The organism is Streptomyces sp. NPDC090088 (genome assembly GCF_044747345.1).
Lineage (GTDB): Bacteria > Actinomycetota > Actinomycetes > Streptomycetales > Streptomycetaceae > Streptomyces.
Window position 1 is genome coordinate 74,888 of the sequence record NZ_JBIVDZ010000002.1, and the last position, 18,027, is coordinate 92,914.

Genomic DNA, 18,027 nt, shown 5'->3' on the forward strand with positions numbered 1-18,027 from the left:
GAGAGTCTCCTGACGAGAGCTTGCTAGCTGGGTGTTGCCAGAGGATCTGGCAGGGTGGTACGAGCCGTCCGCCCCGACTGCCTTTCGGGGCGGGCGGCCGATTGTGGGGAGCATTTAGCTCCGGTGGGGCTCTGACGCCCCTCGGGATGGCGCCCCTTCAGGGGCGCGGGGCGTTATCCATTTGCGGCTCCGCCGCGTGGGCGCGACCAGCCACGACGAACCCGCAGCCGACGAACTGCCGCCACAGCGGAAGCCACCGACAACCGCCGCCCGCCGGCGAACGGAGCCCCGACCCCGGCGACCGCCCCGAGCGCGGCCCCCGCCGGAACGGCGTACCGCAGCGGGTTCGCCGGGTCGGCCGGCGTGTTGCCCGCCGCCGTCGTCTCCAGCGCCTTGCCCCCGTCGAACGACGCCTTCACGCTCGGCGTGGCACTGGCACCGTCCGCCGGCGTACCGGTACCGGTACCGCCGGTCGTACCGCCGTCGGCCGTACCGCCGCTGCCCGAGGGCCCGCCGCCCGAGGTGTTCGTGCCGCCGCCGTCCGCCGAACCCCCGCCGTCGGTCGACGTCGGCCCGGTGTAGGCGAGCAGCGCGTCCGCCGCCTTCACGGTCTGCGCGCGCAGCTTCGTGGAGAGCGGGGCGTACCCCTCGGGCAGCTTGCCCGGGTCGGCGCCCAGGATCTGCCCGGTGCCGGAGGCGTACCGCAGCAGGGCCGCGTAGTCCTGGCGGGCGGCCTTGCTCACCTTGCCGGGCCGGACCGCCGCGTACACCAGCTCGGCGAGCGGGTAGGCGGCCTTGGCCGTGGCGCTGTCCGGGGTGATCTCGGCGACGCCGCTGCCGGAGGCGGTCGCGGCGGCCGCGGTCAGCCCGGCCGCGGTCGGGGCGACGTACTTGCCGGCGCTGTTCTCCAGCTGGGCGGTCTGCAGGCCGTACCGGGCGGCGGAGGCCGCGTCGGTGATCGTGATGATGAACCGCGAGCCGACCGTCTGCGGGCCGGGGCTCTTGTACGCCTGCGGGCTGGACAGCGCGTCCCAGCTGGACTTCCACAGGGTGTCCGCGCGCCGGGTGTGCAGGGCGCCGGAGTGCATGTCGTCCACGTAGGGGTGGAAGTCGGTCATGCACTGGGTGGCCGTGGACGGGGCGTCCGAGCCGGGCGGCACCGTGCACCACGGGTCGCTCTTCGGGTAGTCGTCGGTGCTCGACGGGTCGAAGGCGATCCCGGTCGGGTTCAGGTCCTTGTTGGTGCTGTAGTACGGGTTGACCCGCATGCCGTCGTCGTCCGGGACACCGGCGAGGAACTGCCGGGCGTCCTTGTCGGCGAGGATCCACTGCCAGATCGCGCGGGCGGTGTCGGAGTGGCCCAGCGAGGTGATCAGGTCGGTGTCGGTGGCCGGGGTCTCGGCGACCGACAGGTACTGGAACTCCGGGTTCAGGGCGATGAACTCGGGGTCGGAGGCGATACCGGCCGGGTTGTTCTTCGCCCAGCCGTACCCCTTGGCCACCGTGCCGTTGATGATCGAACCCCAGGGGGAGTTGCGGTACGACTCGGTGAGGAGCTTGGTGACCAGGCGCGCGTTGAGCCTCAGGGACTCGACCTTGGTGCCCGCGAGTTTCTTGATGCTGTCCGGTGCGTCGGACTTGGCTCTTCGCTCGATCGTGAAGCCGATGACGGCTCCGGAGAGCGCGACCGGCGCGTACGTGGTCGTCCCCGACGGTGCCGTGGTGCCGGCGTCGGCGCCCAGCTTGCGGGTGGTGAAGGCCATGCCCGTGGAGGAGGCGTCCGAGGTCAGCCGGGACCGGGTGTCGGGCTCGCCGAGCTCGGTGTAGCCGTAGACCTTGCCGGTCGAGCAGAGCTGGGCCTGCCAGCTGGTCATCGCGTCCGCCACCAGCTCACTGCCGGTGGTGGGGCGCTCGTCGGCGCCCAGCGCGCAGTTGGTGCCGACGCTGTTGAAGTTCAGCTTGACCGCGATCCGGTTCTTCCAGTTGGTGGAGGAGACCGGGGAGCCCGCGTTGACCTGGCTCGTGTCCGCGTACGGCTTGCCGTCCAGGTCCAGATGGCCCTGCGGGACGATCACCAGCCAGCAGGAGCGGGGCCTGGTCACGCCGTCCGTGCTGACCGGCTCGCCGCAGCCGAGGTGGGGTGCCTCGTTGGCGGTCTGCACCTCGAAGTACTCCTTGCCCGTGCCGTTGGTGCCGGTGCGGGCGAAGTCGATCTCGTTGGTGGTGTTGTAGTTGAACAGCGCGTTGTTCTGGGTGTTCGTGGTGATCGTGGTGCCGTCGACCGACTTGAAGGGGACCTCGCCGCCGGCGTTCGGGTTGGCGGCGCCGTACCGGTTGTCCTGGCCGTAGTTGGTCGGGTCCGCGCTGTAGAAGACCTGCCGGGTGTCGTCCAGGGCGTTGCCCGGCCAGCTGGTGCGGTTGGTGGTCGGGGAGGCGCCGTACTGGCACTGGGTGCGCGACGGGCCCGGGTTGGTCGGGACCGTGCCGTCGTCGTCGCCCCAGCACTGCATGATCTGGACGAAGTCGGTGTTGAACTGGGTGCCCGCGAAGGTGGTCGCGGTGCCGCCGGTCCAGCTCACCGTGACGGCCTGGCTGGTGAGGTTCTTGGTCTGGGAGACCGTGAACTTCATGTCCTTGAACTCACCGCGCCCGGAGACGGTCACGGCGGAACCGGTGGCCGCGGTGGCGCTGGGGGCGGCCTGGGCGACCGCGAGTCCGGCGAGGGCGCCGACGGTGGCGCCGGCGAGCAGGCGGACCAGGGCGTTGCGTATCCGGGTGCGACTGGTCCGTCTCATCGGGAACTCCCGTCGTCGGAACGCTTGTTGCCGACCAGCCGGGAGACCACCGAGGGCAGCAGGAGCAGGCCGAAGACCAGCAGCGCGGCCAGCAGCATCAGCGTCTGGGTGGCGGTCCAGCCGTGCCCGGTGGCCACCGCGACGGGCTGGGCGAGGGCGACCGTGCCGCCGGCCGCCGCGGCCCCGGTGCCGCCGGACGCGGAGCCCGTGGAGCCGTCCGGGGAGATGGTCTGGCCGGTGTCGGGGTCGACGGAGGGCTGGGCGCTGCCGCCGCCGGTACCGCCGGTGCCGCCGGTCGAGGCGTCCGTGGAGCCGGTACCGCCCGTGGTGCCGCCGCTGGAGGAGGAGCCGCCGCTGGAGGAGGAGCCGCCCGAGCCGGACTTGGCGCCGCCGCTGCCGCTGGTGCAGGGCGCGGCGCCCTTCTTGTCACAGGCGGCCGGGTAGGGCGCGGTCTGCGCGAGCTTGTTCTCGCCGTTCGCGGTGAACGTCGGGTTGTTGCAGTTCTTGATGTTGATGTTCTGCGCTTCCACGCCCGGGATCCGGCGGATCTGGTCGAAGCCGGCCTGGACGAGGTTGATCGGCAGGGGCGAGTAGCCGAGTTTCGGCGCCTGTTGCTGGCCCTGGCACATGAAGTAGTACGAGAACGCGCCGAGCGTCTTGCCCTTGGCCTTGGTGAAGGTGCCCTGCACCTTCAGCGGCAGGATCATGTACGAGTAGCTGGACAGCGGGTAGTTGCGCTTGTCGCTGTCGTTGTAGACGCCGTTGAGCTGCTGGGTGAGGTAGTCCGACGAGTTCTTGTTCGTGTTGATCTCCGCCTTGAGGAGGGAGACCGCCACGTTCTGCGGGGTCGGCTCGGTGTAGTAGCCCGCGTGGTTCAGGATCTTGGCGACCGGGTAGTGCGCGTTGAGCGCGTACGAGTAGTTGACGTACCCGATCGCGCCCTCGCCGTAGTTCTGGGCGACGTAACCGGCGACACCGAGGTCACCGGACTGGGCGATCATGCCGGAGACGGTCGGGTAGTACGACGTCTGCCCGCACGCCCCCGAGCGGCCGACCTTGGCGCAGTAGGCGTTCCACAGCGCCTTGTGCTGGTTCGCCATCCACATCGTGAACTGGGCGGTGGAGCCGGAGCCGTCGGAGCGGACGACGGGGACGATGGTGCGGTGCGGGAGTTGCAGCCCCGGGTTGTCGGCCTTGATCACCGGGTCGTCCCAGGTCTTGATGACCCCGGTGAAGATCTTGGTGACCACGTCGCCGGAGAGGCGGAGGTTGGTGACCCGCTTGCCGTTGACGGTGAGGTGGTACATGAACACCGTGCCGCCGGCCACGATCGGCATGTAGGCGTACGACCCGGAGGCCGGGCGCTCCGCCGCGCTGCCGTCGGTGGGGTTCGTCTGGAACGGGATGTCGGAGACGGCGAAGTCGACGGTGCCGGAGAGGAACTGGCGGCGGCCGTCGGAGGAGCCGGTGCCGGCGTAGCTGATGCGCATGCCGTACTGGTTGACGGCGCGGCGCCACTCGTCGACGGCGTTCTCCGCCCAGGTGGAGCCGGCGCCGGCGATGGGGGTGTACGTGTCGGCGGCGGCCGGGGCGGCGGCGATGGTGCCGAGGATGCCTATCAGTGCGGCCAGGATGCCCAGCCGTCGTAGGGCGTTGATGACTTGGCTGGACATCAGTGACTGTCTCCTGTTGCGGGGTCCGTGTTCCCCTGCGGGGCGGATTCGCCGTCGGTGGGTGCGGGTTCGGGGGCCGGTTCGCCGTTTTCGGGCGCGGGTGCGTCGTGGCTGGTCGCGCCGTTCCCCGCGCCCCCAAGAAGGGTGTTGGTCTCGTCGTTGCTCTCAGAGGAACCGGTCTCGAACAGGTCCAGGCCCGGGGTGTGGAGTTGGCTGAACCGGTCGGTGTCGCGGCGGGAGGCGCGGGCGGCTCTGCGGGCCTGGCGCTTGCTCTGGTGGCCGGGGCCGCGGCCGCCGATGACGCGGGCGATGGCGAAGAGGATGAGGACGAGGGCCATGAGGACGGCCGCCGAGCCGAAGCCTCGGGCGATCATCGTCGGTTCGGGGGACTTGACGAAGTTGAAGACGGCCAGCGGGAGGGAGACCATCGGGCCGCTCGTCGGGTCGGCGTTGAGCGCGGCCGTGAAGCCCGCCGTGAGGAGGACCGGGGACGTCTCGCCGATACCGCGGGCGGTGCCGAGGATGACGGCGGTCGCGAGACCGGAGCGGGCCGTCGGCAGGACCACGTGCCAGACGGTCCGCCAGCGGGGCGCGCCCAGGGCCTCCGAGGCCTCCGTCAGGTTGCCCGGCACCAGACGCAGCACCACGTCCGCCGCGCGGATCACGATCGGCAGCATCATCACGCTGATCGCGAAGCCGGCCGCGAGGCCCGACTTCTGCATGCCCAGGCCGAGGATCCAGACCGCGTACACCATCAGGCCGGCCACGATGGACGGCAGCGCGGTCATCGCCTCGACGATCGTGCGGACGAACCGGGAGAAGCGGCCCGGGATCTGGTTCAGGTACACCGCGCAGGCCAGGCCCAGCGGGACCGTGATCGTCAGCGCGATGGTGATCATGATGAGGGTGCCGAGCATGGCGTGCGCGATGCCGCCGTGGGTCAGCGGGTCCAGCGGGCCCGCCGCCTGCATGTCCTGGGTGAAGAAGTTGCCGTGCGGCAGGGCCTCGCGGCCGCGCCAGGCGGTGAAGCCGACGACCATCGCGAGCGCGCAGAACATCAGCCCGCCCGCGGTCCACAGGACGACGGTCATCACCCGGTCCCGGACCGCCTGCGCGTCCTCCTCAAGCCCTGTCAACACCGCGTAGATACCTAGGAAAGAGAGGTACGCGGTGATGAAGAAGCCCAATGCCCCGGAGAAGGGGGCGAGTTCGCCGAAGAGGAGGACGGTGACGCACAGCCCGGAGGCGGCGGCGCCGAGCAGCGACAGCACGCCGGAGCGGGTGAACCCGCCGATCCGGCGCGGTACGTCGGGGAGTTCGGCGGCGGCGGCGTCGGCGGCGGTCGCGGGGCCGGTCGCGGGAGCGTCCTGGGGAGCCGGCCGGGGGGCGTCCTGGGGGACGTCCTTCTCAAGGTCTACGACGGTCATCGTCACGCCTCGCTCTGTGCGCCGGACCGTGACCGGGCCACGATCGAGGAGGCGGTGAAGTTGACCGCCAGGGTCAGCAGGAACAGCGCGAGGCCCGCGGCCATCAGCGCCGACATGCCGAAGGTGGAGGCATCGCCGTAGTGCAGGGCGATGAGGGAGGAGACGGAGTTCGAGCCGGTCTGCAGGATGTGCGGCTGGATGGTGAAGACCGGGGAGATGATCAGATAGACCGCGATGGTCTCGCCGAGCGCACGGCCGAGGCCCAGCATGGTGCCGCCGATGATCCCGCCCATGCCGTACGGCAGCACGACCGCGCGGATCATGCCCCAGCGGGTGGCGCCGAGCGCGTAGGCGCCCTCGCGTTCACCGGCCGGCGCCTGGGCGAACACCTCGCGCATCACCGAGCACTGGATCGGCGCGACCATCAGCGCGACGACGATGCCGGCGACGAAGGTGGAGGCGGTGTACACGCTCTGGGAGGCGAGCGGTTCGCCCGGCTGGGTGCCGTCGACGTGCAGGAAGGGGATCCACCCGAACCAGTCCGACAGCCAGCGGGACAGCCCGATGACGTGCTGCTGGAGGAAGAAGAGCCCCCACAGGCCGTAGACCACGGACGGCACGGCGGCCATCAGGTCGACCATGGTGACGAGCGTCCTGCGCAGTCCCCGGGGAGCCACGTCCGAGATGAACAGCGCGGTGCCGACGGCCAGCGGCACGCTGATCGTGACGGCGACGGCGGCGATCAGCAGCGTGCCGGTGAGTACGGCCGCGATGCCGAACTTGTGGACGTCCGGCTGCCACTGCGCGGTGGTGAGGAAGGCCCAGACACCCCGGGCCCGCAGCGCCTGTCCGGCGCGCAGGAGCAGGAACAGCCCCACGGCGGCCATGATGGCGAGGACGACACCACCGGTGGCCGTCAACTGGTACCGGAAGATCCGGTCCCCGAGCCCTCGGGCGGTCGACAGCCGCCTGGGCACGGGTCTTTCGGATTCCGCCCCGGCGGAACCCTCGAGCGCGGACACCACAGTGCCCCCCCTGTTCGGAAACGATTCGCCCCACACGGCTCCGAATCGGGGTGCCGCGCCGCAGAGTCAATGGCCGGTTCCTTGCGCACCAACGCGTCGAAAGTGGAGAACGCGTGAACAGTGCATGCCATTTCGGTGGGGGAGATGTGGGCGGCTGTGTACTGGAGGGTCCTGAGGGACAAAGCTTTGCCGGCCCTGTGCCGTCCGGGACGCGGTCAGATGTACGGCACGGGTGCGGCCGTGCGATCGGCTTCAGCCGCGGGCAGCGCGGTCCAGGGCGCTGACGGCGGCCTGCTCGTCCTGGCCGAGGAGCGCCTTCTCCAGGCTGTGGTCGTCATGCCGGGAGAATCGTTCCCCCTCCGCGATGTCGTCCTCGCCGAGCACCCGGCCGCACCACTCGCCCCGGTCGCCGGTGTGGTCGTCGAAGGGCACGGAGGCACCCTCGCCGAGCACCGCCCAGGAGCCCTCGTGCCAGCGCACGGCGAGCAGATAGGTGTGCCCGGTCCGGAAGCGGGGCGAGTCGACGGCCATCTGCGCGACCCGGGTGCCACTGGGCCGGTAGGCCTTCCAGCCCGGGGCGACCAGGTCGAAGCCGGAACCGAGCGCGTGCCGGGGCGACTTGGCCGACCACAGCCGGCGCTCGGTCCGGAAGCTCACCAGCCGGTCCGCCGTGTACGCGATGGCCCCCTTGGCGTAGTCCTGCCGGTTGGTGTCCCGCTCCCGCGTCGGACTGGCGACGACGACATGATCGGCGTACGACACCCAGTCCTGCGCGGTCTGCGAGGGGTAGAGCTCTCCCGACGGGCCGCAGCCGGGCACCGACTCCAGTCCCGGTCTGCCGACCAGCACCCCGGCGAGGACCCCGACGGCGGCCAGCAGCGCGGCGACGGGCCGTGCCGGCATGCGCCGAGGCGCGACGAATCGTTCCCCCATGGTGAAAGGCCCCCGTGTTCCCCGTGTTCCCCGTGTCTCCGTGCGGCGGCGGAGCTCTTCAAGATCCACAGGCCGCGTCGATCACTTTAAGGACGGCTGAACGAAAGTGAACAAGGGTCACCTCGGCCTGGCACAGAACTGTGACAGGGGCCGGGCGGGCGGCTCAGCAGCCCTCGTGGGCCGGGACGAACTCCAGCCGGGCGTGGTCGTCCGCGGCCCGGGCGTCGTCGTAGACCGTACGGCCGACCTGGTACCAGACGTCGTCCGTCTTCGGGTCGCCGTTCACGTCGTCCAGCTCCACGCACCACTGCTCCGCGCGGACGGTCCTGCGGTAGGTCTCCGTGCCGCTGCGGACCTTGGAGCAGGACCGGTACCGCTCGGTGGTGTACCAGGTACGGGTCCTCCGCTTGCTGCCGCTCCCGCTGGTGGAGGTGTGCCGGACCCGGCGGGTGGCGGTGGTGCACTTCCTGACCAGGTGCGGCCGGGTGGCCCTGGTGGTCTTCGCGGCGATGTGCCGGACGTCGTCCTTCAGTCCGTGGACGGTGTCGTCCTGAGTGGGGGTGGAGGTGGTGGCGCCCGTCCCGGTGCCGGTCCCGGTGCCGGTGTCGGTGCCCGTGTCGTCCTGTCCGTAGGTGACGCCGTCGTCGAACCCGGTCTCGTCCCCGCCACTGGAACACGCGCCGAGCGTGCCGATCAGAATCGCGATGACCCCGCTCACGACGAGCCGCTTTCCGAACATGAACCCCACCCCTGTGAACTTCTGTGAACCTCGGTGAACTGTGTCGATCACCGGTCCGATGATCGCGCCGATTCTGCAGGCCACCCCTGTGCGAGGGTCGGGCGGGCTCGGTATAGCGTCGCGCAGTGGGCCAGACCTGACCCGTTTCGTCCCGGATCTTGAGGAGCGTGAGCCGGATGGCCGAGCTGACCGTGGGCCGGCTGCTGACGTCGTGGCAGTGGGACGTACCGGCGCTGCTGCTGGTCCTGGCCCTGGGCGGGCTGTACGGCTGGGGCGTGGCGCGGGTGCGGGGCAGGGGGGAACCGTGGTCGGCGGCCCGCACCGCCGCCTTCGCGGTCCTGGGCCTCGGCGCGCTGGTGGTGGCGACGATGTCGGCGCTCGCCGTCTACGACCACGTGCTGTTCTGGCCGGCGGCCGTCCAGAACATCCTGCTCGACCTGGTGGCCCCGCTGGGCCTGGCCCTGGGCGACCCGCTCCGGCTCGCGCTGGCGGCGCTGCCGGAGGGCGCGGCAGCCCGGGTGCGCCGGACGATGACCGGCCGGGTGATCCGGGTCCTGACCTTCCCGCTGGTCAGCACGGCGCTGGTGCTCGCCACCGAGCTGACGGTCTACTTCACCCCGTACTTCGCCACCGCCCTGCGGGTCGGCTGGCTGCACGAGCTGATGTACCTGAACCTGCTGGCGGCGGGCTGCCTGTTCGTCGTACCGGTCCTGACCCGGGAGGAGACCCTCCCCGCCTGGTGCACCCACCCGGTCCGGGCGGCCCTGGTCTTCCTGGACAGCGTGGTCGACGCGATCCCCGGGCTCGTCGTCATGACGCACGGCACGCTGATCGCCGGCGCCTGGTACCTGCACCACCATCCGTCCTGGTCCCCGGACGTCCGTCAGGACCAGCAGATCGGCGGCGGCGCGATGCTGGGCATCGCCGAACTGGTCGCCCTGCCCTTCCTGCTGGCGATCCTCTTCCAGTGGGCACGTGCGGAGCGCGTCCAGACGGCGGCCCTCGACCGCCACCTGGACCGGCAGCAGGCCGCCACCGCCCCTGCCCCTGCCTCTGCCCCTGCCATCGCCTCCGCCCCCGCCTCCGCTTCGGCCGCCGTGCCCGCCCCGTCCGCTCCCTCCGCCCCGGCCGCCGACCGGGTCCGCCCCTGGTGGGAGACGGAGGAGAACGAGGTGGCCGCCCGGATCCGCCGGCAGCACGGCGAGACCGACTAGCGCGAGACCGGCCGGCGCGAGACCGACTGACGCTGTGGCGGCGCGCGTTGGCCGGTCCGGTTCCGCTCGGGGATGATCGGACGGAGACGGGTGCGGGTGCGGGTACGAGGAGAGGGGTTCCGGGGTCGTGGACGAGCAGGTGGAGATCTCGACGCCGCGGGACGCCGCGAACAACCCGCTGGTGCTGGCCTTCGGGCGGTTGCAGGGGGCCGCGAACCGGCTGGAGTACCTCCTGGGGCGGTCCCTGGAGCAGGAGTGCGGGATCAGCCACCTCATGTACGAGGTGCTGCTCATCCTGGGGCGGGCGGGCGAGCCGGGACTGCCGATGCGGGCGGTCGCGCAGGAGCAGGTGCTGACCACCGGGGGAGTGACCCGGCTGGTGGACCGGATGGAGGCGGCCGGGCTGGTGGAGCGGGCGGAGGATCCCGCGGACCGGCGCGGCCGTCTCGTCCGGCTGACGGCCAAGGGCGCGGAGACCGCAGTGGCCGCCTCCCGGGTGCATGTCGAGAACATCCGCCGTTTCTTCCTGGCGCCGCTGCCGCCGGAGGACCGTGACCGGTTCGCGGAGGATCTGCGGATCCTCAGCCATGCGGCGCGGGACGTGCTGCCCCGGCTGCCCTGACCCCGGACGCGGGTGTGACGGGAGCCACACGCACGGAGAAATATCTGACGCGTCAGTTACTGTTCTGTCAGGTGAATTGCTCGCGATCGGCGGCCGGCCCTCCCTCCGCCGCCCTCCCCCTCTGCGTTCAGGAGCAACCATGAGCCCCGCCCTCGACTTCACCGTCCTCGACCTGGACTTCCCCGCCGGCTCCCGGAACAAGACGGCCACCCTCGTCACCGGCGAGCACGAGGCCCTGCTCGTCGACGCCGCCTTCACCCGGGCCGACGGCCACCGCCTCGCCGCCGCGGTCCTCGACTCGGGCAAGCAGCTGACCACCGTCTTCGTCTCCCACGGCGACCCCGACTTCTACTTCGGCGCCGAGGTCCTCGCCGACGCCTTCCCCGACGCCCGCTTCGTCGCCACCCCGATCACCATCGAGCACATCCGGCACTCCTACGAGGGCAAGCTCAAGGCCTGGGCGGCCCTCGGCCCGAACCTGCCGACCCGCCTGGTGGACCTCGAACCGCTCACCGGCGACCTCACCCTGGAGGGCCACCGCTTCGAGCTCCGGGGCGGCCCGGCCGGGCTGCCCGACCGCCACTACCTGTGGCAGGCCGGGCACCGCGCCCTCCTCGGCGGTGTCCTGCTCTTCCAGCGGGAGCACGTGTGGGTCGCCGACACCCCCGCCCCCGAGGACCGTTCGGCCTGGATCCGGCTGCTGGACGAGATGGCGGCCCTGGAGCCGGAGCTGGTCGTGCCCGGGCACCGGCTGCCCGGCACCCCGGCGGACGTCTCCGCCGTCACCGCCACCCGGGACTACCTGCTCGCCTTCGAGGAGGAGCTGGACAAGGCCGCCGACGGCGCCGCGCTCACCGAGGCGCTCGTCGCCCGCTACCCGGACCACGGCATGCTGATCGCCGCCCAGATCGGCGCGAAGGTCGCCAAGGGCGAGCTGAAGTGGGGCTGACCATGAGCGAGTTCGCCCTGTCCACCGCCCCCGCCGACGTCGTACGACGGCAGTACCTGGCCTCGGCGGCCGGTGACCTGGCCGCCCTGCGCGCCACCCTCGCCCCCGACGTGGAGTGGACGGAGATGGCCGGCTTCCCGCTGGCCGGCACCTACCGCACCCCCGAGGGCGTCACCGCCCACGTCATGGAGCGGCTCGGCGAGGAGTGGGACGGCTGGACCGCCCACGACGACACCTATGTCGTCGACGGCGAAAACGTCGTCGTCCTCGCCCGCTACACGGCCGTCAACAGGGCCACCGGGCGACCGGTCGACGTCCGGGTCGCCCACCACTTCGTCGTACGCGGCGGCCTGATCGTCCGCTTCGAACAGTTCGTGGACACCGCGCTGGTCCGTGCGGCCATGCCCGGCTGACCGGACCCGCACCCGGACCCTGCCGTACGCCCCCACCGGGCCAACTCCCGCCGGTGCGGCGTACGGCAGGGTCCCGCGCACCCCAAGTCCCCCCGCGCGCACGGCAGATGGGACGGCCGACCGGATGGCGGATCGGACGGCCGAGTACGATCACCGCGAACCCGGTCCGAACCTTCCACCGGCGCGACGGAGTTGCCATGCCGACCAGCCCTCAGCCCTCCTCGCCGATCGACACCAGCAGGGCGCATCCCGCGCGGGTCTACGACTGGCTGCTCGGCGGCAAGGACAACTACCCGGTCGACGAGGCGGTCGGTGGGAAGCTGCCACCCGAGGCGAGGGACGCGGCGCGGCAGAACCGCCAGTTCATGAACCGGGCGGCCGCGTGGCTCGCGGCGCAGGGCGTGGACCAGTTCCTGGACATCGGCACCGGCATCCCCACCGAGCCGAACCTCCACCAGATCGTCCAGGAGATAGTGCCGTCGGCGAAGGTCGTCTACACCGACAACGACCCGATCGTGCTGCGGCATGCCGAGGCGCTGCTGATCTCCCGCCCCGAGGGGGCGACCGACTACATCCAGGCGGACGTGCGCGACCCGGAGGCGATCGTCCGGCACGCCCGGCACGTCCTGGACTTCGACCGCCCCGTCGCGCTGTCCCTCATCGCGCTGATGCACTTCATCACCGACGAGCAGGACGCCCACGGCATCGTCCGGGCCCTCATGGACACCCTGCCGTCGGGCAGCTATCTGATCCTGTCGCACGCCGCCTCCGACGTGCACCCGGAGCTGGCCGCCCAGGTCGTCGCCGAGTACGCCAAGGGCGGGATCCGGCTCGCCTTCCGCTCCCGCCCGGAGGTGGAGCGCTTCTTCGACGGCCTGGACCTCGTCTCCCCCGGCCTGGTGACGTCGACGCAGTGGCTCGGTTCCGCCCCGGCCCCGGAACCGGAGCCGGACGCCGGCATCTACGCGGGCGTGGCCCGCGTCCGCTGACCGGCCGTCAGCCGGCCGTGACCGGGAAGAGCAGGCAGCTGCTGGTGGCGTGGGCCAGCAGCCGGTCCGCGGAGTCGCGGAGCTCGGCCTGGGCGAGGGCGGTGCGGCGGCCGCTGTTGAGGACGGTGCCGATGGCGCGCACCTTGCCGGTGTCGACGGTGACCGGGCGCAGGAACTTCAGGGTCAGGTCGATCGAGGTGTACCCCGTGCCCTGGGGCAGCACGGACTGCACCGCGCAGCCGGCCGCCGAGTCCAGGAGCGTGGCGTAGACCCCGCCGTGGACGCTGCCGATCGGGTTGTAGTGCTCCTCGCCCGGCACCAGCACGAAGACCGCCCGGCCGTACTCGGCCTCCTCCAGGGTGAAGCCCAGGGTGGCGGCTATCGGCGGGGCGGGCAGCCGTCCGGCCAGGATCTCCCGGAGGAAGTCGAGGCCGCTGTGGTGCGGGACGGCGCCGGCGGAGACGGCGGGGTCCTCCCAGCCGAACGTGCGGGACCTGGACCCCTGCCCGGGGTCGACGTCGTGGGTCAAGACAACTCCTCGTAGTGCTTTCCGGTTGGGTGGTTACTGCTGCCGTCGGGTTACTGCTGCCGTCGGGTTCAGCTGCCGTCGGGTTCGGCTGTCGCGGGGTTCAGCTGTCGTCCGGGCCGACGCGGATGAGACCCGGCCCGGCGTCGACCAGCGACTCCCCGCGCCGGACGTCGTGGCCGTCGTCGCAGCGCAGCACCGCGTGCACCGGGGCGCCGCAGTCCTTGTGGCGGACCACCAGCGGGGGCCCCTGCTCGTCCGCGGCCCAGGTGTCGCCCCACTGCCGCAGCGCCGTGAGGACGGGCAGGAAGTCCCGCCCCTTCTCGGTCAGCCGGTAGGCGTACCGGGTCCGCTGGCCGGGCTCCTGGTAGGGCACGCGCTCCAGGAGCCCGGCGGCGGTCAGTTCCTTCAGGCGGGCCGAGGCGGCGGGCTCGCCGATGCCGACCCGCCTGGCGAAGTCGTCGAACCGGCGCGTGCCGAGGAACGCCTCGCGCATGATCAGCAGCGCCGTCCTGTTGCCGGCGATCTCCAGGGTCCGGGCGACCGAGCAGTTGGCCATGGACCAGGCGTCCCGGTCCCGCAGCAGATCCTTCGTCTCCTCGTCCACCTCTGTGTCCCTCACCGCTCCACCTCCACCTGGCTTGCCTCGTGCGAAGTCAGCCTATAGCGTCGTAGCTGACTTCTGCAATCATAAGTCAGCTCGGGCCTCCGGGGGCGCGCCGCCGCCCGCTGCCCGCAGCCCGGCTCCGAGACGAGGACTCCATGGCCCCCGACGCCCCGACCCCTGCTCCCGCCCCGGGCCGGCTCAAGCCGGCCGACCGGCACCACTCCCACCAGTCGCCGCAGCCGCAGCCGCACCAGCCTGGTCAGCCGCTCTCCCGGCGTGCCGCGGCCGTCACGCTTGTGGCGATGTGCCTGGGTGCCATGACGACGTTCCTGCTGATCACCGCGTCGGTGTCGGCACTGTCGGCCATCCAGGACGACCTGCGGGTCTCCCCGACCGGCCTGGTCTGGATCCCCTCCGCGTACACGCTGCTCGTGGCCAGCCTGGTGATGTCCGCGGGCACCCTCGGCAACCGCTACGGCCGCAGGCGCGCCTTCCTCGCGGGCGCCGCGGTCATGATCATCGGATCGCTCACCGTCTACACCGCCGGTTCGACGGGAGGTGTCATCGCCGGCCAGCTGGTCTCCGGCCTCGGCGGCGCCCTCATCCTGCCCAACAGCCTGGCCATCCTGGGGGCCGCCTTCCCCGACCCGCACCGGCGCACCGAGGCGGTCACCGCCTGGGCGGCCGCCTCCGGCATCGGACTCGCCGCCGGACCGCTGATCGCGGGCACCCTCCTCGACCACTTCCACTGGAACACGGTCTTCCTGTCGACCGCCGCGCTCGCGGTCGTCACCATGGCGGCCGCCGTCTTCGTCGCCGAGTCCCGCGGCCCGGCGGGCAAGCTGGACATCCCCGGCCAGGTGCTGGCCGCCCTCGGTATCGCCGCCCTCGTCTACGCCCTCATCGAAGGCGGCCACGACGGCTACACCAGCCCCCGGATCCTCACGGCCTGGTTCGTCGCGGTCGCGGCCCTGGGCGGCTTCGTCCTCGTCGAACGGGCCGCCCGCACCCCCATGCTGGACATGAGCCTGTTCCGGTCGCCGTCCTTCAGCGCCGTCATGTTCGTCGCGGCCGTGTCGCTGTTCGGCTTCACCGGGGTGGCCATCCTCTCGGTGCTCTTCTACGAGCGCGTACAGCACCTGTCCGCCCTGGACGTCGGCTGGCGGCTGCTGGCCTTCTTCGGCGTCTACGTCGTCGTCGCCTACGCCACCGGACGCGTGATCCGCCGTACCGGCTTCAAACTCCCGCTCACCCTGGGCTTCCTCGTCGGCGCCGCCGCCACGGCCGGATTCACCACGGTGGAGCCGACCACCCCCTACGCCCGGGTGTGGTGGCTGTACGTGCTCTTCGGCGCCGCGTCCGGGATGGTGGCCGCGCCGAGCACCGCCGCCGCCCTGGTCAGCGTCTCCCACGAACACGCCGGCATGGCCTCCGGAGCCGTCAACGCCTTCCGCCAGATCGGCTCCGTCACCGGCTCCGCCCTCCTCGGCGCCCTCCTCGCCGGCCGCCTCCAGTCCCGGCTGCCCGCCCAGCTCGACGCCCACGACGTCCCCCGAGCCGCCTGGCCCGCCGTCGAGCACGCCGTCGCCACGGGCACCGGCGGCCACGGCGCGACCCCGCCGAGCGTGACCGCCGCCGTCGGCGACGCCTTCACCTCCGGCGTCCACGCCGGCATGACCGTCGTCGCCGCCGTCTTCCTGTGCGCGGCCCTCGCCTCGGCCCTGCTGATACGCAACCGCCCGCACCACACCACCACGACGGCGCCGTCCGGCACCGGGAAGTAGTGCTCTCCGGGGGAGGGCGGGTCTGCGTGCCCCCGCACGCCGTCGGTACCGGCTGCACCGGGATGTCCGGGTGAGGTGAGCCGCGTGTTGCCCACATCACCTCGTGGGCCTGTGAGTTCGGGCCGGGCACGGGGGGTGGGCGGGTAGCGTCGTGACGTCGGTGGGAGCAGACGTCGGGAGTCCCGTGGTGGTACGGCGCATGGCGGCGGCAGTGGTGCTGCTGGCCGCTGCCGTACTCCTGCACCTGGCGATCCCGCACCACACCTCCTACGCCGTGCACACGGCGGCCGTGACGGCGGCACCTGTGCTCGCGGCGGAGTCGGCGGGGGCCGCCGGTGCCGGTTCGGTCCACGTGGACGCGGCGGCGGACTCGCCGGTCCGTGCTCCGCGCACCGGCCAGCACGCCGACGCGCCGTCGCCCGCCGAGATCCCGTCGACCGGTACCGCGACGCCGGCGGACGCCGGCGCACCGGCCCGCGCGGTCCGTCCCCGTACGGCGAGGGACCCCCGCAGTCCCGCCTCGGCCCACACCCCCGACGCGGCCGCCCTCCAGACGTTCCGCCGCTGACCGGCCACCCCACCTCACCTCCCCTCACGTGCTGAACACCCGTCGGTGTTCGGCCGTACCCCCCTTCAGGGGTCCCCCTTCACCCGCGCAACCGCGATGAATCGGAGCCGTCTCGTGCCCCAACAGCAGCAACGACGTTCACCCACCGCCCGACTGGTCCGCGGTGCGGCCGTGGTCGGCAGCCTCGCCCTTCTCCCGCTCACCGCGGCCTGCAGCGGCGAGGACGACGCCACCGACGAGAAGTCCTCCGGGAAACGGACGGTCTCCGCCCAGGAGGCCCAGGTCGTGGCGCCCGCCAAGGTCGAGGTCATCGCCAACCTGACGCAGTGCAAGGCCAAGATCCGGGTGGACGCGGAGGAACTGCGCGAGGGCGTCTGCCACACCAAGGGCGGCGACTACCTGATCACCACGTTCCCGGAGGAACGGTTCCAGGACACCTGGCTGGAGACGATCAGCATGTACCAGGGCACCTACCTGGTCGGGACGCGCTGGGTGGTCAGCGCCCAGCCGAAGGTGCTCAAGGAGTTCCGGCCCAAGCTCGGCGGCGACATCGTGCACATGAGCGGCATGGGCCCGGGCGTCACGCAGAGCCCCTCCTGACCACGGCCCCGGGGCGGCGCGGGAAACGCCGCCCCGGAGCCCCGGATCAGCTCTGCGCGGCGGCCGAACGGCGCCGGCGCCCGACCAGCCACCACGCCCCGCCGCCGACGGCCACGACCACCGCCGCCACTCCGCCGACGACCGCCCCCGTCGCCATACCGCCGTCGTCGTCCCCGGCCGCCTGCGCGGGGGAGGGAGTCGGACTCTGCGTCACATCGGCACTGGTGCTGGCACTTGCACTGTTGCTTCCACCGGGGCTGGGGGCGAGTGAGGCGGCTCCCGCGGCGGCGGCCTTGAGCTTCAGCACCGGCGCGGGCTGCTCCGGCTCCTTGCCCCCGGTGGGCAGTTCGATCCAGCGGGAGATCTCGCCGTCGCTGTAGGTCTCGACGGTCTTGAAGACGAGTTCCCTCGCGTTCGGGAGCTGCTTGACCTTGATGCTGTGCTCGGCGTCGACACCCGGCTTCAGAGCCGGTCCGGCGACGGTGTACCCGTTGCTCGCCGCCGTCAGCTTCCAGCCCTCCGGGGCGTCGCCGAGGCTCACGTCACCGGGGGAGATGCCCTCCGGCAGCACGACGCGGAGCTCGGTGAAGCCGGCCGAGTCGGACTCGGCCTCCGACACGAAGGTCAGGGTGACGCCGGTGGCGAGGGCCCGCGGGGTGTCGGCCTCCACCTCGGCATGCGCGGAGGCGGGACCGGCCAGGGCGAGCGCGGCCGTCAGCGCGGTGGCGCCGACGAGCGCCGCGCGCCGGGCCGTCGTAAGGACAGTCGTAAGGACAAAAGGACGCGGGGCAGCGGATGCAGGGGACACGCGGGACACGTGGGACACAGGGGAACTCCTTGCCGGTACGGGAAGATCCGGACCGGCGGACGCCGGATCCGGTGATGTTCTGGAGCCGCTCCCCGGCCGGTGGGCCCCTGCGCACCACCGTGTGCTCCAGTACCTCTTCCTGTACGTGCGTGTCGTCGTCCGCCCCCGGCGCCGACCGCCAGACGGGCAGCCGCGACGCCGTCGCACCACGGCGGCGGACGACCGGTCGCGGCAGCACCCACGCCAGCACCTGCGCGGCGGCCCGGCCCAGGGTGCGCAGCGCGCGCAGCGCGGCCGTCATCCGGGCGTCGGCGCGGTGCAGCAGCCAGGCCACCACCAGCGCGGCGACCGTGTG

17 protein-coding genes are annotated in these 18,027 nt (G+C 72.1%); 8 read left to right on the top strand and 9 right to left on the bottom strand.

Annotation, left to right across the window (positions count from 1 at the left end; all coding sequences use genetic code 11):
- Window positions 1–173: 173 nt before the first annotated feature.
- From ACIPSJ_RS08930 to ACIPSJ_RS08955, 6 genes are all read right to left on the bottom strand, one after another.
- Window positions 174–2,795 carry a hypothetical protein gene (locus ACIPSJ_RS08930; protein WP_401344697.1) on the bottom strand — a complete coding sequence of 874 codons (2,622 nt, stop codon included), beginning with the start codon at window positions 2,793–2,795 and terminating at the stop codon, window positions 174–176.
- Entirely contained in the window at window positions 2,792–4,468 is a 1,677-nt protein-coding gene (locus ACIPSJ_RS08935) for a substrate-binding domain-containing protein (RefSeq protein ID WP_401344699.1), read from the bottom strand. The genes ACIPSJ_RS08930 and ACIPSJ_RS08935 overlap by 4 nt, the downstream gene beginning before the upstream one ends.
- On the bottom strand, window positions 4,468–5,895 hold the full coding sequence (pstA, locus tag ACIPSJ_RS08940) for a phosphate ABC transporter permease PstA (protein WP_401344701.1): 1,428 nt from the start codon (window positions 5,893–5,895) through the stop codon (window positions 4,468–4,470). The genes ACIPSJ_RS08935 and pstA overlap by 1 nt, the downstream gene beginning before the upstream one ends.
- Window positions 5,896–5,897: 2 nt before the next feature.
- Window positions 5,898–6,872, bottom strand: a complete 975-nt coding sequence (pstC, locus tag ACIPSJ_RS08945; RefSeq protein ID WP_355709858.1) for a phosphate ABC transporter permease subunit PstC — start codon at window positions 6,870–6,872, stop codon at window positions 5,898–5,900.
- A gap of 300 nt (window positions 6,873–7,172) precedes the next feature.
- Window positions 7,173–7,823, bottom strand: coding sequence for a hypothetical protein (locus ACIPSJ_RS08950; RefSeq protein ID WP_401344703.1), 651 nt, complete (start codon window positions 7,821–7,823; stop codon window positions 7,173–7,175).
- A 193-nt stretch (window positions 7,824–8,016) separates the two neighbouring features.
- On the bottom strand, window positions 8,017–8,592 hold the full coding sequence (locus ACIPSJ_RS08955; RefSeq protein WP_401344705.1) for a hypothetical protein: 576 nt from the start codon (window positions 8,590–8,592) through the stop codon (window positions 8,017–8,019).
- A gap of 176 nt (window positions 8,593–8,768) precedes the next feature.
- On the opposite strand from ACIPSJ_RS08955, the gene ACIPSJ_RS08960 reads away from it, so the two are divergent.
- The 5 genes from ACIPSJ_RS08960 (at window position 8,769) to ACIPSJ_RS08980 (ending at window position 12,779) form a co-directional block, all read left to right on the top strand.
- A complete protein-coding gene (locus ACIPSJ_RS08960; protein ID WP_401344707.1) occupies window positions 8,769–9,806 on the top strand; it encodes a cytochrome c oxidase assembly protein in 1,038 nt (345 codons plus the stop codon).
- A 127-nt stretch (window positions 9,807–9,933) separates the two neighbouring features.
- The gene (locus ACIPSJ_RS08965; RefSeq protein ID WP_359226551.1) at window positions 9,934–10,428 is read left to right on the top strand and encodes a MarR family transcriptional regulator; all 495 of its coding nucleotides are present in this window, start codon (window positions 9,934–9,936) and stop codon (window positions 10,426–10,428) included.
- Window positions 10,429–10,567: 139 nt separating this feature from the next.
- Window positions 10,568–11,377, top strand: coding sequence for an MBL fold metallo-hydrolase (locus ACIPSJ_RS08970; RefSeq protein ID WP_401344710.1), 810 nt, complete (start codon window positions 10,568–10,570; stop codon window positions 11,375–11,377).
- Between the two features lie 2 nt (window positions 11,378–11,379).
- Entirely contained in the window at window positions 11,380–11,790 is a 411-nt protein-coding gene (locus ACIPSJ_RS08975; protein WP_365692697.1) for a nuclear transport factor 2 family protein, read from the top strand.
- 197 nt (window positions 11,791–11,987) lie between these two features.
- Complete coding sequence (locus ACIPSJ_RS08980) at window positions 11,988–12,779, top strand: SAM-dependent methyltransferase (RefSeq protein WP_401344712.1); 792 nt, start codon at window positions 11,988–11,990, stop codon at window positions 12,777–12,779.
- A 7-nt stretch (window positions 12,780–12,786) separates the two neighbouring features.
- Here the strand turns inward: ACIPSJ_RS08980 and ACIPSJ_RS08985 are convergent, their stop codons facing one another.
- On the bottom strand, window positions 12,787–13,308 hold the full coding sequence (locus ACIPSJ_RS08985; RefSeq protein WP_401344714.1) for a PaaI family thioesterase: 522 nt from the start codon (window positions 13,306–13,308) through the stop codon (window positions 12,787–12,789).
- A 100-nt stretch (window positions 13,309–13,408) separates the two neighbouring features.
- Complete coding sequence (locus tag ACIPSJ_RS08990; RefSeq protein WP_359210026.1) at window positions 13,409–13,927, bottom strand: helix-turn-helix domain-containing protein; 519 nt, start codon at window positions 13,925–13,927, stop codon at window positions 13,409–13,411.
- Window positions 13,928–14,067: 140 nt separating this feature from the next.
- Between ACIPSJ_RS08990 and ACIPSJ_RS08995 the strand changes: the two genes are divergently transcribed.
- The 3 genes from ACIPSJ_RS08995 (at window position 14,068) to ACIPSJ_RS09005 (ending at window position 16,864) form a co-directional block, all read left to right on the top strand.
- Window positions 14,068–15,696, top strand: coding sequence for an MFS transporter (locus ACIPSJ_RS08995; RefSeq protein ID WP_401344716.1), 1,629 nt, complete (start codon window positions 14,068–14,070; stop codon window positions 15,694–15,696).
- A gap of 199 nt (window positions 15,697–15,895) precedes the next feature.
- Window positions 15,896–16,264, top strand: coding sequence for a hypothetical protein (locus tag ACIPSJ_RS09000; RefSeq protein WP_401344718.1), 369 nt, complete (start codon window positions 15,896–15,898; stop codon window positions 16,262–16,264).
- A 114-nt stretch (window positions 16,265–16,378) separates the two neighbouring features.
- Window positions 16,379–16,864, top strand: a complete 486-nt coding sequence (locus ACIPSJ_RS09005) for a hypothetical protein (RefSeq protein ID WP_401344720.1) — start codon at window positions 16,379–16,381, stop codon at window positions 16,862–16,864.
- Window positions 16,865–16,910: 46 nt separating this feature from the next.
- On the opposite strand, the gene ACIPSJ_RS09010 is transcribed toward ACIPSJ_RS09005, so the two are convergent.
- Window positions 16,911–17,582: a DUF1775 domain-containing protein gene (locus ACIPSJ_RS09010; RefSeq protein WP_401346192.1), complete on the bottom strand. Its 672-nt coding sequence runs from the start codon at window positions 17,580–17,582 to the stop codon at window positions 16,911–16,913.
- Window positions 17,583–18,027 lie beyond the last annotated feature (445 nt).

Bases quoted from the DNA above. Each gene is read 5' to 3' on its own strand.
- ACIPSJ_RS08930 (WP_401344697.1), bottom strand. From the start codon at position 2,795: ATGAGACGGACCAGTCGCACCCGGATACGCAACGCCCTGGTCCGCCTG.
- ACIPSJ_RS08935 (WP_401344699.1), bottom strand. From the start codon at position 4,468: ATGTCCAGCCAAGTCATCAACGCCCTACGACGGCTGGGCATCCTGGCC.
- pstA (WP_401344701.1), bottom strand. From the start codon at position 5,895: ATGACCGTCGTAGACCTTGAGAAGGACGTCCCCCAGGACGCCCCCCGG.
- ACIPSJ_RS08950 (WP_401344703.1), bottom strand. From the start codon at position 7,823: ATGCCGGCACGGCCCGTCGCCGCGCTGCTGGCCGCCGTCGGGGTCCTC.
- ACIPSJ_RS08955 (WP_401344705.1), bottom strand. From the start codon at position 8,592: ATGTTCGGAAAGCGGCTCGTCGTGAGCGGGGTCATCGCGATTCTGATC.
- ACIPSJ_RS08960 (WP_401344707.1), top strand. From the start codon at position 8,769: ATGGCCGAGCTGACCGTGGGCCGGCTGCTGACGTCGTGGCAGTGGGAC.
- ACIPSJ_RS08970 (WP_401344710.1), top strand. From the start codon at position 10,568: ATGAGCCCCGCCCTCGACTTCACCGTCCTCGACCTGGACTTCCCCGCC.
- ACIPSJ_RS08975 (WP_365692697.1), top strand. From the start codon at position 11,380: ATGAGCGAGTTCGCCCTGTCCACCGCCCCCGCCGACGTCGTACGACGG.
- ACIPSJ_RS08980 (WP_401344712.1), top strand. From the start codon at position 11,988: ATGCCGACCAGCCCTCAGCCCTCCTCGCCGATCGACACCAGCAGGGCG.
- ACIPSJ_RS08995 (WP_401344716.1), top strand. From the start codon at position 14,068: ATGGCCCCCGACGCCCCGACCCCTGCTCCCGCCCCGGGCCGGCTCAAG.
- ACIPSJ_RS09000 (WP_401344718.1), top strand. From the start codon at position 15,896: ATGGCGGCGGCAGTGGTGCTGCTGGCCGCTGCCGTACTCCTGCACCTG.